Here is a 14,491-nt window from a genome sequence, read left to right on the forward strand (position 1 = left end):
CGTTTATTCCGACCCGCTTAAAAAAAGAACATACCCCTTTTGAGGTAAGCTGAGAATTAGCGTCCGAGCTCGGATAGCGCTTTTGCTTCCGCCTCATCTCTCAGTGGGGTTCCAGCACCAAGATTGCTGAGATAGGCGTCGACAAGGTCACTGCCTGAGCTTGGCACATATTCGGGGCCTTTAGCAGGTTCCGCCAAAGCGAAGGTTACTTTCCATCCATCTGTTCGACAGGCCACCGCCCCGACCGTGGCGGAAGCAGACTGCAGCCTGAACTCGCGGCACAGGGACTCGTTTGGAAGTCGATATGTTGAGATCACCCTTAGCCGTCCGACCGGAAGCTCCACTTCGCGCCCGGCCTCGAGGCGGCTGAGTTCCTTGAGAACAAACGGGTCTTCCAGATGAGCGAGGCGTCCTGCCGCCGGCTCCGATTGCCGCCCTATGAAGTAACCTGAGGCTACCGCGACAGCCGCAAGAGAGGCTGCTAAGGCTACCCTTATAGGATGAAGCCTTCCTGGCCATATACGGCTTATCTCTGCCGGTTCTGGCCTTTTGCCAGCCTTGTTCGCCGTTTCATAGACCTCGATCTGCGCTGCAACAGCCGCACGGAGTTCGGTTGGAACATCAGGAGCGAGATTGCTGGCGAAAACTGAACGAGTCAGACGGCGGCTCTGCTGAAATTCGACAATCTTCCGTGAGACTGCTGGATCCAGTGCCATGACTCTGGCAACGGCTGCCGCGACGGGCTCATCAAGCTCTCCGTCCGCAAAGGCCATCAGGATTTCATCGGTGAGGTGCAGTTCCGACATCTTTCTACTCCACTCACATCTCATGTGGCATCAGGCAGCCGCTGTCATTTCGACCAGTCGTTTCCTGGCCCGAGCCAGACGGCTCATGACAGTCCCGACAGGAACGTTCAGCACCTCCGCAGCCTCCCGGTAGGTGAGATCCTCTCCACACACCAGAGCAAGCACCTCGCGCTGTTCCTGCGGCAGACTGTCGATAGCCCGCTGGACCTCTGCCAGAGCGAGCTTGCTCATAATCGGCTCTTCACCCGGGTCACCAATCAGCTGCGTCTGCGATTCCACGTCTTCCATCATGCCTTCGGTTCTCATCCGTCTGAGGTGATCGATCCAGTGATTGCGGAGAATTCGGAACATCCATGCATCGAACCGGGTGCCTGGCGTCCAACTGTCCGCTTTGGCAAGGGCGCGTTCGCAGGCCCCTTGAACAAGATCGTCCGCAAGGGGTTGCGAGCGGCAAAGCACCAGAGCAAAGCGTCGGAGCCTCGGTAGAAGCGCCACGAGTTCCTGTCCTATGGCTGTTGCCATTCCTGCTCCACGTGACCTGATAGAACCATAACGGGAAAGCTAGTCGTTTTATTCCAACCTCAAGAGGAGGTTAAGTTTGCCAAGGGGGCGGCAGGACAGTCGTTGGCAAAAAAGAAGGGCGGCCCGAAGGCCGCCCAAAGCTCAGCATCTGTGACGATGATCGTTAGCGGATCACCTGCACGACCTTACGGCTGCTCGGCTCGACCAGCACGGGGGTGTTGTTGACCACCGTATACTTGTAGCCCTTCACCTTATACTCGGCCGGTACCTCATGGTATGTGACGCCGGACTCTGGGAGAACGGCACCTACTCGGACCTCTTCACGATAGGTATAGGACGGCACTTTCTGGGTGGTCACATATGAGCGGAACTCTGGCTGCTGCTGGTCAGCAATACCGCCCACGATGGCACCGGTCACGCCACCCACGGCCGCGCCGACAGGCCCGCCGACGATCGCGCCGCCAACCGCACCCGTGGCTGCACCCGCAGCGGCACCACCGGACTGTGCAAAGGCCGCTGCAGGGGCAAGAGCAGCGAGAACGACGCTGGTGAGAAGGATCTTCTTCGACATGATCTGACTCCTGAGTAAAGCTTCGGGATTAGCACCCGGCAACCGACAACGCGCTACTCTCGAAGTAGTTTCAAAGCAAACAACCCTCAGTACCGACCTTTTCGGATAGCATTTAAAATGAACGTATGATGAACAAGAGCGCTATCTAATATTCATCGAAATTTATGAACAATGCCAACAAAAGAAATGATAGTTAGCCTCATAATATTGACACTCTTAATTATCGTCAGTTTGGGAAATCGCTCGCTTCCGGCTAAACATATATATGTTACTGAACACCATTGAAGCATCGGGAGTACTGAGCGCTTCTGAAACAAGCTAGCGCCTTGACTGTTATCTCATGTTGAGTGGATCTTCAGAAGCCGCTGAGGGAACAAGGGCTCTCTTATGGCGCATTGGCGAGCTGGGATGATGACATCGAAACGACGCTCCCTGCTGGTATTGGCATCCTGTGTTGCCATTGCCTGTCCAACCAAGGTTCAATTCGGGATCGGAGACGGCATCGGATTGGCTCTCACCGAGGTTCCAGTCATGGCGAAGTCTGGGAATGACGGCGGCAATGGCAACGGTGGAAACGAGGGCGGGAATGGAGCTGGAAAGGGAGACGGCGGGTCTCAAGGAAATTCCGGCAACAATGGAAATGGCGGTGACCGGGGCGATAGCGGCAACGGTGCCGATCGCGGTAATAGCGGCAACGCAGGAGGTCAGGGAGGTTCAGGCAACAACGGCAGCGCGAACGGCAATGCTGGAGGGGCCGGAAACTCTTCTGGGAACAACGGCAACGGCAACGGCAACGGCAACGGCAACGGCAACGGCAACGGCAGGGGTGCCAGCGGCGAGAGCGGCGGTCAAGCCCAATCCTCAGGCCAAAGCAATTCCTCGAACGGCGGAGGAGTCTCAGGTAGAGGCAATTCATCCGCCCAAGGAAATGCATTTGGGAATAGCCGCGCTTCACGCTCCACGACGCCTGGAGGGCTGCCGGGAGTTCTCGGGGCGATCACAAACAGCCTTCGTCCTGTTGCGACGGCTCCTGTCAGAGCAATAGAGAGGGTCTTAGCTCCCAGGAACACTCCGAAAAGCAACTCTGCTCGATCCGCAAAATCCAAACCAGATTCATCGCAAAGGGTAGGTCACACAGGCAAGGCCGCACCCGCTCCCAGCAAGGCCGCGGCAGTTGCTGCGAGGCCCTCCATCCCTCTCGTTAACTTACCGCCACAGGCCAAAACCCAAACGGCGAAGCCGGATGCAGACCAGACCCTTCCCAAGCCGAGACGGGCGTCACGCTCAATCGTGGCTGCCAGCCTCACATCGGAGAGCCTCACCAGGTTAAGAGCACAGGGTTTCCAGGCCGAAAGGCAGACCAAGGGCATTCTCGCGAGCGTGGTGCGGCTTGTTCCGCCAAGAGGCATGTCGCTGGCTCAGGCTCAGCGTGCTGTGCGCGTCGCCGATGCAGGGGCTATCACTGATCTTGACCACTTTTACTATACGGATGGGGCTGCAGGCTGCACCGGCGCTGGCTGCGAGGCAGTCTCTCTCGTAGGCTGGAACCTGCCGGCCGCCAAACAATGCGGTCCGGTTCCAACAATCGGCCTTATCGATACGGGCATCGACCAGGAGCACGGGGCTCTGCAGGGCCAGTCGATCGAGATCGTTTCCGGATTACAACTTCGCGGCAACCCTTCTCAGCGCGATCACGGCACGGCTGTGGCGGCACTTCTCGTTGGACGAAGTGGGAGCGGCGCTCCTGGTCTTCTGCCCGAAGCACGCCTCTTGGCGGTGGATGCCTTCTATCGCGACGGCGGAACGGCGGATCGGACCGATGTGACGGCGCTCGTCATGGCTCTGGAGGCGCTGGCGGAGAAAAACGTACGCGTCGTCAACATGAGCCTGTCCGGCCCCCCCAACGAGGTGCTCAGGCGAGCCATTGAATCTGCACAAGCGAAGGGCATGACCATCATCGCGGCAGCAGGAAACAACGGAGCAGGCGCAGAGCCGTCCTATCCGGCCGCGTACCCGGGCGTGATCGCCGTCACGGCCGTCGACAACAACCGCGATGTCTACCGCCGTGCGACCCAGGGCGACTACATCGACCTTGCGGCACCCGGAGTGGACCTGTGGGTAGCCGCGCCGGGCGGAGGTGGAACGACGAAAAGCGGCACATCCTATGCCGTGCCATTCATCTCCGCCGCTGCCGCAGTCCTGCACGCTTCCAACGCAACCCTGAACCCGGCCGACCTTGAGGCTGCTCTGGAGAGCAACACCATGGATTTAGGCAAGCCGGGCCGTGACAAGACTTACGGAAGTGGGCTTTTGCAAGCGACGAACCTGTGTCCGCCTCAGGCAGACGAGACCCCTGTCGCACAATCGCAGATCAACCCGCGCCCCAGCGTTCCTTGATGCGCACGGACTGAAAGACGTCCGGCAGGAGCTTCCTGATACATTGGAAGCCAGGTGCTCTCGATGTATCAGAGCCTCTCACCGAGGTAGGCCTCCAGGGTTGCGCGGGTGCCCTCGCGCCAGAGCCTGCTCAGCGCCGCCTCGAACCGGGAGCGGAAGACCGGATTCTTGGAGAGGTCGCCGAAGATGTCCGTCAGGCTCAGGAACGCGGAGGCGTCCTCCCGTGCGGCCAATGCCGCCGGCGTGAGGCGGCTGGCATTCGGATCATCGAGAGCAAACGGCCGGCCCTGATCGGTCAGGCCCGCGCAGTACCGGCACCACAGGGCGGACACAAGAGCCAACCCTGTGACATCTGCACCGTCTCTCAACCGGTCACGTGTCGAGGGCAGGATGAATTTGGGCTGCCGGTTGGAGCCGTCCTGGGCAAGACGCGGGATCGTGTCCCCGACATCGGGATTGCTGAAGCGGCGGGCGATCAGCCGGTAGTAATCCTGGAGATCGACACCCGGCACAGGCGGCACGCAGGGTATGATCTCCTCCATCTCCAACTTGTCGAGGAAACAACGCACCAGTCGATCCTTCATGGCCTCATGAACGAAGTGAATGCCCAGAAGACCGGCAGGATAAGCAATGGCCGCATGTCCGCCATTGAGAATGCGCAGCTTCATCAATTCGAATGCGGCCACATGAGGCGTAAAGGTGACGCCGACCTCCTCCAGTGACGGGCGGCCGGAGGGGAAATGATCTTCCAGCACCCACTGACGGAACGGCTCGCAGAAAACGGGCCAGTTGTCCTGCACGCCGAAGCGCTCGACCAGAGCAGCACGCTCCCTGTACGTGGTTGCCGGCGTGATCCGGTCGACCATGCTGTTGGGAAAGGCTACCTGCTCGCGCACATAAGCTGCGAGAGACGGATCGATGAGGTCCGCAAGACCTGCAACGGCCTCCTTCGCGACATGGCCGTTATGAGGAATGTTGTCGCACGACATGATCGTGAAGGGCGCAAGACCTTCATCCCGGCGGCGCTTGATGGCTACCAGGATCACTCCGAAGGCGCTCCTGGGCGTCTTCAGGTGCGCAGCATCATGCACGATATCCGGGTGCTCTGGATTGAAAACCCCCGTACCCGGATCGATGCAGTATCCTCCCTCCGTGATGGTGAGGGAGACGATCCGCAATGCCGGATCGTCGAGGGCTTGGACAATAGCGCGCCCATCCTCCCCAATGGGAACGAAGTCGACCATCGCACCCGTGACCCGAGCATGATTGGCTCCGGGCTCAAGCTCTACCACAGTGCTGAGCCAGTCCTGAGGCTCAAGCGCCTGTCGCATCGCCCTGTCACCGGAGCGAATGCCGGCGCCGATGAGGGCCCAGTCACGATCTCTCCCTGCGTTGAACAGGTCATCCAGATACACCGCCTGATGAGCGCGGTGGAAGTTGCCGACGCCGATGTGGAGGATCCCGGCCCGGAGCTCTGCACGGCGATAACCCGGCTTGGCTATAGCTGGCTGTAGGTTCGCAAGATTTTGCAAGCTCAGGATCTGGCTCATGATGTTGGCTCTTATAGATCTCGGCAGAGATGTGACTTCATGGATGACCGTCCGCCATCCATCAATATCGTATGTAACAGTGTCAACAGTTAAGCCCCAAAGAATCTAACTGGCACAGCCATGCTTAATCGGACCTGTGCACGCCTCATTCGTTCCCAATGGACGTCACCGGCACCCCTTGTGGCGTATTCCCTTATAGCTTCGGTTAGGACAGCATCGCGGCCATTCATGGATCGACCCTGCTAACTCAATCGATTAAGATGCAATCGGGAGCGCGGACCATCGCTCGCAGCTAATGACTTGTGTTGTCTTAAAGCAATGTTACCGCTGTGCAGCAGGCAAGCGTTCCGAAGACTTTGATGCAGCTCGGTGGCGGGAGGCTCGCCATGGAACGAAAACTGTTGCGTCTCGCTGCAGCCCTCGTCTTTGCGATGGTGAATGCCGGTTCGGCTGGCGCTGAGATCCTCATCGGCATGGCGGGAGCCCTTACAGGTCCCAATGCATATCAGGGCGAGCAGCAGCAACAGGGCGTAGAGCTGGCCATCGGAGACATCAACGCCGCCGGCGGCGTGCTCGGTCAGAAGTTGAGACTCATTTCTGTCGACGACGCCTGCGACGGCGGCCAGGCAATCGCAGCGGCCCACAAGCTCGTCGCCGAGAATGTAGCCTTTGTCGTCGGGCACCAATGCTCGGGCGCTTCCATTCCAGCTGCCGGCATCTATGAAAGAGCCGGGGTTATCCAAATGACGCCCGCCTCGACCAATCCGCGCCTGACGGAAGAGGGCCGCCCGAACGTCTTTCGTATTTGCGGCAGGGACGATCAGCAGGGCGCAATAGCGGGTGCCTATCTGGCAGCAAGGGGGAAAGACAGCAGGATTGCCATTCTCAGCGATGGCTCGGTCTACGGCAAAGGGCTGACCGAAGAAACCCGACGTCACCTCCGCAACAACGGTGGCGCCGAGACGCTCTATGACGAACTCGATCCGGGCCTGAGCGACTTCTCAAATCTCATCATGAAGTTGCAGGCTGCCGGAATTCGGATTGTCTATTTCGCCGGATACTATCGGGAAGCAGCCATCCTGATCCGCAATGCACGTGAGCAAGGCTACAACCTTCAGCTGGTGTCCGGTGACAGCATAGCGAGCGAGGCCTTTATCCAGGTGACAGGTGAGGCCGGCGAAGGGACGGTCTTTACCTCATTCCGCGATCCGCGCCGAAATCCCGATGCGGCCGCTCTCGTCGAGCGCTTTCGGCAAAACGGGTTCGAGCCCGAAGGCTATACCCTCTATAGCTACGGCGCCGTTCAGGCCTGGGCTCAGGCGGTTGTGAAGGCCGGCTCCATTGAGCCACAAGCGGTGATAAGCGCCCTTCGTTCTAACGAGTTCGAAACCATTCTCGGGCGGGTCAGCTTCGATGCCAAAGGAGATGTGCGGCAACCCGGCTTCGAATGGTTCATCTGGCGGAAAGGTCGATATGTCCCCTTGGAATAAGGAAGGGGCTCGGCCCCTGTCAGCATGCCCTTCTACCTGAGTGTCCGCTGGCGCTTGCTTCTTGCTTTTCTCGGCATCAGCGCCTTCGCAGTGCTGGCTGCGGCCACTGGGACATATGCCTTTCGCCAGATGGCCCATGTGATCGAGCGGATCACGGAACAGCGTGTCCCCTCTGCTCTCGTGGCTCTCGACCTTTCACGGCAAGCCGAACGCATTGTTGCTGCAGCGCCGACGCTTCTTACGGCCCGCTCGCAGGCACAATATCAGGAGATATCTGCAACCATTACCGCCGAAGTCGAACGTCTCGAAGCTCTGCTCGCCCAGATCCGGAGCGAGGTTGATCCAGCGACGGTAACCGCCATGGAGCCAGCCGTCGCGGGATTGCGGCGCAACCTCACAGCACTTGCCGGCCTCGTGGCTGGACGCCTCGCCGTAGCTGCGCAAAAGGATGCGTTGGTCCAGCGTCTGTCAAATGCAACCGTCGCGGCGCAACGCCTGATCGCCCCTGCCCTTGTGGTTTTGGACGCCAAGTTTGCAACGGCTCGACGCATAGACCGTGGCGAGCAGACAAGTGCCGGCTTCCCGCAGCCTCCTTCGGTGATTGTGCAGGAGATTGCTGAAAACCTTCTGATGCAGAAGGCGCAACTCGAATTCGCCTCGACCAGCGACGGCTTGCTCAAGGCGTCTCTGGCCGAGAAGCTCGCCGATATCTCGGTGATGAGCTTTCCTCTGAACCGCTCCATGGCGGCCCTGCGCCAAATCGCCTCCGAGTTGGCGGATCAGCGTCTGCGATCCCGTTTCGATCAGCGTATCTCGGATTTCGCCCGATTGACCGACGGACAGGACAGCATCCTGTCTGCAAGGAGGACCGAGCTCATCCTCCTGGCGGATGCCGAACGGGTTCTTGCGGAGAATGCCGGCCTTTCCGCGCAACTCACGAAAGCAGTCGACGGCCTTGTCACAATGGCCCGCGCCGACATCCGTGCCGCAAGCGGCGAGGTTTTGACGGCTCAGCGCATCGGCCGCAATATTCTGCTGACTGTCGTGTCTCTCAGCCTTCTGAGCTCCCTGCTCATCGTCTGGCTTTACGTCGATCGCAATCTCGTTGCGCGGCTGCAGAGCCTGAGCAACAGCATGCTGGCGATCGCCGGAGGCAACCTGCGGGCACCTTTGCCGGGGGATGGGGAAGACGAGATCGGGCAAATGGCAAAGGCTCTCGCTGTCTTCCGGGACACGGCGATCGAGGTCGAGGAAAAGAACCTGCGCGAGATTGCCGACGCCCGGCAACGGCTGATCGATGCCATCGAAAGCATCAACGAGGGCTTTGCCCTGTACGACGCCGAGGATCGACTCATCCTGTGCAACAGCCGCTACGAGGAGCTGCTTTACCCTGGCTCCGATGTTCCCATGGAACCGGGAACACCCTTCGAGGCCGTGATCCGGCGTGCGGCGGAGCGCGGTCTCATCATAGAAGCGAAAGGGCGGGTCGACACCTGGGTTGCTGAGAGGATGGCGCGGCACAGAAATCCGGTCGCGGCCGAGATCCAGCATCGCGACGGTAATCGCTGGATCCAGGTTTGCGAGCGCAGGATCGCAGGAGGCGGGACCGTCGCGGTCTACACCGACATCACGGCAATCAAGCACCATGCGGCGCAGCTCGAGGTTGCCCGCGATGAGGCCATGGCGGCGACGCGGGCGAAAAGTCAGTTTCTCACGAACATGAGCCATGAGCTGAGGACGCCGCTGAACGCCATCATCGGCATCACCGAGATGCTCAAGGACGAGGCCGAGGAGACGGGAGATGAACCGCTGGTGGAACCGCTGGACAGAATCCGCCATGCCGGTACGCACCTTCTGACACTGATCAATGAAATTCTCGACCTTGCCAAGATCGAGGCGGGCAAGCTGGAGCTTCACCCGGAAGAGATCGATCTCGATGCCTTCATCAGAGAGGTTTCATTGACGGCTGAACCTCTTGCCAGAAAGAACCGCAACCATCTCAAGGTCGAGGTCGCGCCAGAGATCGGCAGGATGCAGACCGATCCCGTACGCCTGCGACAGGTATTGCTTAATCTGCTGAGCAATGCCTGCAAGTTCACGAAAGACGGAGTTGTGACAATAAGGGCTTCTCGATTCGTGGATCGAGGAGGAGACACGATAACGATCGCCGTGCAGGATACGGGTATCGGCATGACGACAGAGCAATGCGACAAGCTTTTCCAGGAGTTCAGCCAGGCGGACAGCACGACGACACGAAAATTCGGGGGAACCGGGCTCGGACTTTCCATCAGCCGCCGGCTTTGTCGCGTCATGGGTGGCGACATTAACGTGCAAAGCGTCGTGGATGTCGGCAGCACCTTCACGGTTTCAGTGCCGGCGGGCGGAGTGGTGGGCCCTCCCAGAAGACGCTCCAGCGCTGGAAGCCCTTCATTGATCCTGCAACCTCTCGGGCGAGGAAGACGCGCGCTGATCGTCGATGATGAGGCGACGTCGCGGGAGATCCTGCGCCAGATCCTGACGCGTGAGGGATTCGAAGTGGCGACGGCCGAGAGCGGCCAGCAAGGCATCGAGATCGCCCGTGAGATCCATCCGTCAGTGATTACCCTGGATGTCCTGATGCCGGAATTCGATGGCTGGAGCACCCTCCAGCAGTTGAAGCGCGATCCTGAGCTTCAGGATATCCCGGTCATCATGGTAACGATCGTCGACGAGGAGAATCAGGCATACGCCCTCGGGGCCGCAGCCTATCTGACGAAGCCAGTCAGCCGCGAGGGTCTCCTGAAGGCTCTCGCCAACTGCCGAACCGAACATGCCAGCTCTCGGGTTCTGGTTGTGGAGGATGACCCGCACACCCGGGGATGGCTTGCCCGGATTCTGCGTGAGGACGGGTGGGAGGTGGCCGAAGCCGAGAACGGGCGGGTGGCACTGGACCGACTCCCGCTCGTCAAGCCCGATATCATTCTCCTCGACCTGATCATGCCGGAGATGGACGGATTCGAGTTCGTCGATGAAATCCATCGAAACGAGGAGACGCGGCATCTTCCTCTTATCGTGCTGACGGCGGCCGACGTGGACGAGGAAGCCCAGCGGCGCCTGAGTGGCGGCATTCGAAGGATCCTGCGCAAGAAACTCGGCGAGCGGGATGAGGTTCTCGCCACTTTGCGGGATGTCATCGCCGATTGTCTGCGACTCGGACGACTGGAACACGAGGAGCGAATGTGACCGGAACTCTCTACATCGAGGGCAATAAGGCCCTGAACGCCGGCTACTATGACACAAAACCGGCCGTCTTCGAGAGACTGCTTGAGACGACCGGCACGCTGATCTGGGGTCGGAGTGTGTCATGAGCGGCGCTGGAGTCCGCATCCTTGTCGTGGATGACAATGAGGACAACCGGTATACGCTGACGCGAAGGTTGCAACGTGAGGGGTGGACGGATCTGGCGACCGCCGAGAATGGGCGCGAGGCTCTCACCCTGATTGCCCAGGAGCGCTTCGATCTCGTTCTCCTGGATATCATGATGCCCGAGATCAACGGCTACGAAGTCCTGAAGCAACTGAAGACGGGCTCGGCTACGCGCGACATCCCGGTCCTGATGATTTCCGCTCTGTCGGAGTTCGAGAGTGTCGTCCGCTGCATCGAACTCGGAGCCGAGGACTACTTGCCCAAGCCGTTCAACCCGGCGCTTTTGAGAGCCCGCGTGAGAGCCTGCCTCGAGAAGAAGAGGTTGCATGATCAGGAGCTCAGCTACCTGACCGAGATCGACCATCAGCGGCGTCGCGCGGAGGCGCTCCTGCATGCCATTCTGCCGTCGCAGGCGGTCGACGAGCTCGAGAAGTCCCAAACCGTGACGCCCCGCCGCCATGAGGATGTGGTCGTGTTCTTCGCCGACATCGTCGGATTTACCGCCTATTGCGATCTCCTTGCGCCGGAGGAGATCGTCGCGAATCTTGATGTGTATGCTTCGACCTTCGAAGAGATCGCCTCGCACCATGGCCTTGAGAAGATCAAGACGGTTGGCGATGGATTCCTCGCCACTGCCGGCCTGCTCCTGCCCAATCCGGATCCGGTGATGGCAAGCATCCAATGTGCCATGTCAACCATTGCATCCGCCCGTGATCTGCCACTGCCCTGGGATGTCCGCGTTGGCATCCACATTGGGCCTGTTGTTGCGGGTGTCGTTGGGCGGCAGAAGTTCAGCTTCGATATCTGGGGCGATACGGTGAATGTCGCCGCGCGGCTTGCCGGGCACGGCAGACAGAGCGGCATCAATCTGAGCGCCACAGCCTGGGAGCGTATACGCACGCGCGTCGATGCCACTCCCCTGGGACCTGTTCTCATCAAGGGCAAGGGCGCTATCGACGCCTACAGGGTTGCCCCTCCGGGTTAGATGAGGCGGACGGTCAGGAACCGTCCGCCGCTCTCAGATATGGAGTTCACGTCCCAGTGATTTCAGAGCGCTCTCCTGGAAAGCCTCTCCTTGCGTGGGATGCGCGTGGATGGTGCCGGCAATATCCTCAAGGCGGGCTCCCATCTCGACGGCAAGGCCGAAGGCAGCGGAGAGTTCGGACACGCCCTGCCCGACGGCTTGGATGCCGAGAACCAAATGGTTGTCCGCCCGAGCCACGACGCGCACGAAGCCTTCTTCGCCGAGCTTCGTCATGGCGCGGCCATTCGCCGAGAAGGGGAAATGACCTACCCTGATCTCACCACCGGCTTTCTGAGCCTCGTCCGGGGTCAAGCCCACGGCGACGATCTCAGGATCGGTGAAGCACACCGCCGGAATGGCCCGCTTGTCCCAGACGCGGCTATGGCCTGCGATGATTTCGGCCACCATCTCACCCTGCGCCATGGCCCGATGGGCCAGCATCGGTTCGCCCGTCACGTCACCGATGGCATAAATGCCCCGCATCGAGGTCTGGCATTTCTCGTCGATGCGGATGAAGGGGCCGTCCATATCGAGGACGAGTTCCTCCATCCCCCAGCCTTGCGTGACAGGCCTCCGGCCCACTGTCACAAGGATCTTGTCGGCCGCAAGCGACACCTCGGACCCGCTCTCGGTTTCGACTAAGAGAGCCCCGCCAGCTTTCGTCAGCCCCTTGGCCTTCGCGCGGGTCATGACGTCGATCCCGAGAGCTTGAAGCCTCTTGGACACCGGACGGGTGAGTTCCGCATCGTATTGCGGCAGGATGCGTGCCTGCGCCTCGACGACAGTCACCTTAGCGCCCATCTTGGCGAAGGCTGTTCCAAGCTCGAGACCGATATAGCCGCCGCCAACGACTACCAGCTTCTCCGGAACTGCCGTCAGCGAAAGCGCTTCGGTCGAGGAGATGACGGTTCCGCCGAATGGCAGGCTGGAGAGTTCGACCGGAGCCGATCCGGTTCCGATCACCACGTTCTCGGCACGGATGATCTGTCGGCCTGTCTCCGTTTCCACCTCGACAGTTTTCCCATCACGAAAGTGGGCCCGGCCCTGGACCAACTTGACCTTGGAGCGCTTGAGAAGGCCCGACACGCCGCTGTTCAGCCGGCCTACGACGGTGTCTTTCCAGGCGATGGTCTGAGACAGATCGATCTCGGGTTTCGTCGTTCTGATTCCAAGCGGGTTCTTTCCCGATGACAGATGAACGATCCGGTCGTACTCCTCAGCCGCATGGATGAGCGCCTTGGAAGGGATGCAGCCTACATTGAGGCAAGTCCCACCGGGCTTCCTCTCTTCCACGATGACTGTGTCGATACCGAGCTGTCCGGCACGGATGGCGCAGACATAGCCGCCCGGCCCGGCCCCGATGACGAGGAGCTTGCAGGAGATATCCTTCATTGACCTCAAGCCTCCACGAAGATCATCGCTGGCGTCTCCAGCAGCGTTTTGATGCGCTGCACGAAGACCGCCGCATCCCAGCCGTCGATGATCCTGTGATCGAAGCTGGAGGAGAGGTTCATCATCTTGCGGGGAATGAACGTCGAGCCGTCCCACATGGGCCGCACCATGATCTTGTTGACTCCGATGATGGCAACTTCCGGATAGTTGATCACCGGTGTCGTGACGATGCCGCCCATTGCGCCGAGCGACGTGATGGTAATCGTCGAGCCGCTCAGTTCCTCTCGGGTGGCGAGGCCCGCCTTTGCGGCTTCAGACAGACGGGTCAACTCGGTGGCACAGTCCCAGATGTCCCGCGCTTCCGCATGCCGGACGATCGGAACCATCAGACCCGAACCCGTCTGCGTGGCGATGCCGATATGCACGCCGCCATGCTGATGAACGACGCCCGCCTCGTCATCGTAGATCGCGTTCAGGTGCGGCTGATCGGCGATGGCCTTGACCATGGCGCGCATCAGGAAAGGCAACAGGGTCAGCTTCGGTCTGTCGGCTCGCTTGGTCGCGTTGAGTGTCGTCCGCAGGTCCTCGAGAGCGGTCACGTCGACCTCTTCGACATAGGTGATGTGCGGGATGCGCGATTTCGCAACCGCCATCTTCTCCGCAATCTTGCGGCGCAGCCCAATTACTTTGACGTGCTGGACGGATGTATCCTGAACCAAGCCCTGGGCCTTGGCGACCTGCGGGCCGTGGGTGAGGAACGCGTCCAGATCCTCATGGGTGATCCGGCCGGCGGGGCCGGTGCCCGGAACCTGCCTCAGGTCGATCCCGGCCTCACGGGCTCTCAGGCGAACCGCCGGGGAGGCAACCGGCTTATCACCCTCCATCCGCGGGACGGATGGGCGGTGTACCCTCACGGGCGGGCTTTGTGGAACCTCGACAGGTTGAGGCTGGGGAGCTTCCCTCGCCTGCTTCTCGACAACGGCATCAGAGGTTTTGACTGCGCCATCGGCCTGCGCCTCGATGTCCTTCGGCCGTGACGGTGCTTCAGGTGCCTTATCGGATGTGTCGTGACCGGAGGCAACGCCATCCTCATCTCCGGTCTTCAAGCGGATCAGGGGCGATCCAATCGCGACAACATCTCCGATGTCCGCGCCAAGCCACAGGACCTCCCCATCGACGGGAGAGGGAATCTCCACCGTCGCCTTGTCGGTCATCACGGCTGCAAGCAAAGCATCCTCGCGCACGAGGTCGCCGACTTTGACGTGCCATTCGACGAGTTCGGCCTCGGCGATCCCCTCGCCCACATCGGGCATCTTGATCAGGTGCTCACCCAT

General features: G+C 60.3%; 12 protein-coding genes. 6 read left to right on the forward strand and 6 right to left on the reverse strand.

Annotated features, from left to right (window positions below):
• Positions 1-56: 56 nt before the first annotated feature.
• From I2H36_RS07140 to I2H36_RS07150, 3 genes are all read right to left on the reverse strand, one after another.
• Complete coding sequence (locus I2H36_RS07140) at positions 57-806, reverse strand: hypothetical protein (protein WP_196263206.1); 750 nt, start codon at positions 804-806, stop codon at positions 57-59.
• Between the two features lie 30 nt (positions 807-836).
• A complete protein-coding gene (locus I2H36_RS07145) occupies positions 837-1,328 on the reverse strand; it encodes an RNA polymerase sigma factor (protein WP_196263207.1) in 492 nt (163 codons plus the stop codon).
• A 163-nt stretch (positions 1,329-1,491) separates the two neighbouring features.
• Entirely contained in the window at positions 1,492-1,899 is a 408-nt protein-coding gene (locus tag I2H36_RS07150) for a DUF1236 domain-containing protein (protein ID WP_196263208.1), read from the reverse strand.
• 559 nt (positions 1,900-2,458) lie between these two features.
• Here I2H36_RS07150 and I2H36_RS07155 point away from each other — a divergent pair.
• Both I2H36_RS07155 and I2H36_RS07160 read left to right on the forward strand, forming a co-directional pair.
• Positions 2,459-2,944: a hypothetical protein gene (locus I2H36_RS07155; protein ID WP_210330990.1), complete on the forward strand. Its 486-nt coding sequence runs from the start codon at positions 2,459-2,461 to the stop codon at positions 2,942-2,944.
• Positions 2,945-3,189: 245 nt separating this feature from the next.
• Positions 3,190-4,296, forward strand: coding sequence for a S8 family serine peptidase (locus tag I2H36_RS07160; protein ID WP_196263210.1), 1,107 nt, complete (start codon positions 3,190-3,192; stop codon positions 4,294-4,296).
• A 68-nt stretch (positions 4,297-4,364) separates the two neighbouring features.
• Here the strand turns inward: I2H36_RS07160 and I2H36_RS07165 are convergent, their stop codons facing one another.
• The gene (locus I2H36_RS07165; RefSeq protein ID WP_196263211.1) at positions 4,365-5,846 is read right to left on the reverse strand and encodes a mannitol dehydrogenase family protein; all 1,482 of its coding nucleotides are present in this window, start codon (positions 5,844-5,846) and stop codon (positions 4,365-4,367) included.
• 386 nt (positions 5,847-6,232) lie between these two features.
• Between I2H36_RS07165 and I2H36_RS07170 the strand changes: the two genes are divergently transcribed.
• Genes I2H36_RS07170 through I2H36_RS07180 form a run of 4 tightly spaced genes read left to right on the forward strand, consistent with a single transcriptional unit; the run spans position 6,233 to position 11,726 of the window.
• Positions 6,233-7,336 (forward strand): branched-chain amino acid ABC transporter substrate-binding protein, encoded by a 1,104-nt coding sequence (locus I2H36_RS07170; RefSeq protein WP_196263212.1) that lies wholly within the window; start codon positions 6,233-6,235, stop codon positions 7,334-7,336.
• Between the two features lie 24 nt (positions 7,337-7,360).
• A complete protein-coding gene (locus tag I2H36_RS07175) occupies positions 7,361-10,558 on the forward strand; it encodes a response regulator (protein WP_210330991.1) in 3,198 nt (1,065 codons plus the stop codon).
• Positions 10,555-10,683 (forward strand): hypothetical protein, encoded by a 129-nt coding sequence (locus tag I2H36_RS20310; RefSeq protein WP_281432978.1) that lies wholly within the window; start codon positions 10,555-10,557, stop codon positions 10,681-10,683. Before I2H36_RS07175 ends, I2H36_RS20310 begins: the two co-directional genes overlap by 4 nt.
• Positions 10,680-11,726 carry an adenylate/guanylate cyclase domain-containing protein gene (locus I2H36_RS07180; RefSeq protein WP_196263214.1) on the forward strand — a complete coding sequence of 349 codons (1,047 nt, stop codon included), beginning with the start codon at positions 10,680-10,682 and terminating at the stop codon, positions 11,724-11,726. Before I2H36_RS20310 ends, I2H36_RS07180 begins: the two co-directional genes overlap by 4 nt.
• A 33-nt stretch (positions 11,727-11,759) precedes the next feature.
• Here I2H36_RS07180 and lpdA read toward each other — a convergent pair whose 3' ends face one another.
• Together lpdA and I2H36_RS07190 are read right to left on the reverse strand one after the other, a co-directional pair.
• Positions 11,760-13,157, reverse strand: coding sequence for a dihydrolipoyl dehydrogenase (lpdA, locus tag I2H36_RS07185; RefSeq protein WP_196263215.1), 1,398 nt, complete (start codon positions 13,155-13,157; stop codon positions 11,760-11,762).
• Between the two features lie 5 nt (positions 13,158-13,162).
• Positions 13,163-14,491: a dihydrolipoamide acetyltransferase family protein gene (locus tag I2H36_RS07190; RefSeq protein ID WP_196263216.1), complete on the reverse strand. Its 1,329-nt coding sequence runs from the start codon at positions 14,489-14,491 to the stop codon at positions 13,163-13,165.

The organism is Microvirga terrestris (assembly GCF_015694425.1).
Lineage (GTDB): Bacteria > Pseudomonadota > Alphaproteobacteria > Rhizobiales > Beijerinckiaceae > Microvirga > Microvirga terrestris.

Coding starts and splice junctions, on each gene's coding strand:
- I2H36_RS07180 (WP_196263214.1), top strand. CDS start 10,680: ATGAGCGGCGCTGGAGTCCGCATCCTTGTCGTGGATGACAATGAGGAC.
- lpdA (WP_196263215.1), bottom strand. CDS start 13,157: ATGAAGGATATCTCCTGCAAGCTCCTCGTCATCGGGGCCGGGCCGGGC.
- I2H36_RS07140 (WP_196263206.1), bottom strand. CDS start 806: ATGTCGGAACTGCACCTCACCGATGAAATCCTGATGGCCTTTGCGGAC.
- I2H36_RS07175 (WP_210330991.1), top strand. CDS start 7,361: ATGCCCTTCTACCTGAGTGTCCGCTGGCGCTTGCTTCTTGCTTTTCTC.
- I2H36_RS07190 (WP_196263216.1), bottom strand. CDS start 14,491: ATGGGTGAGCACCTGATCAAGATGCCCGATGTGGGCGAGGGGATCGCC.
- I2H36_RS07165 (WP_196263211.1), bottom strand. CDS start 5,846: ATGAGCCAGATCCTGAGCTTGCAAAATCTTGCGAACCTACAGCCAGCT.
- I2H36_RS07170 (WP_196263212.1), top strand. CDS start 6,233: ATGGAACGAAAACTGTTGCGTCTCGCTGCAGCCCTCGTCTTTGCGATG.
- I2H36_RS07155 (WP_210330990.1), top strand. CDS start 2,459: ATGGCAACGGTGGAAACGAGGGCGGGAATGGAGCTGGAAAGGGAGACG.
- I2H36_RS07145 (WP_196263207.1), bottom strand. CDS start 1,328: ATGGCAACAGCCATAGGACAGGAACTCGTGGCGCTTCTACCGAGGCTC.
- I2H36_RS07150 (WP_196263208.1), bottom strand. CDS start 1,899: ATGTCGAAGAAGATCCTTCTCACCAGCGTCGTTCTCGCTGCTCTTGCC.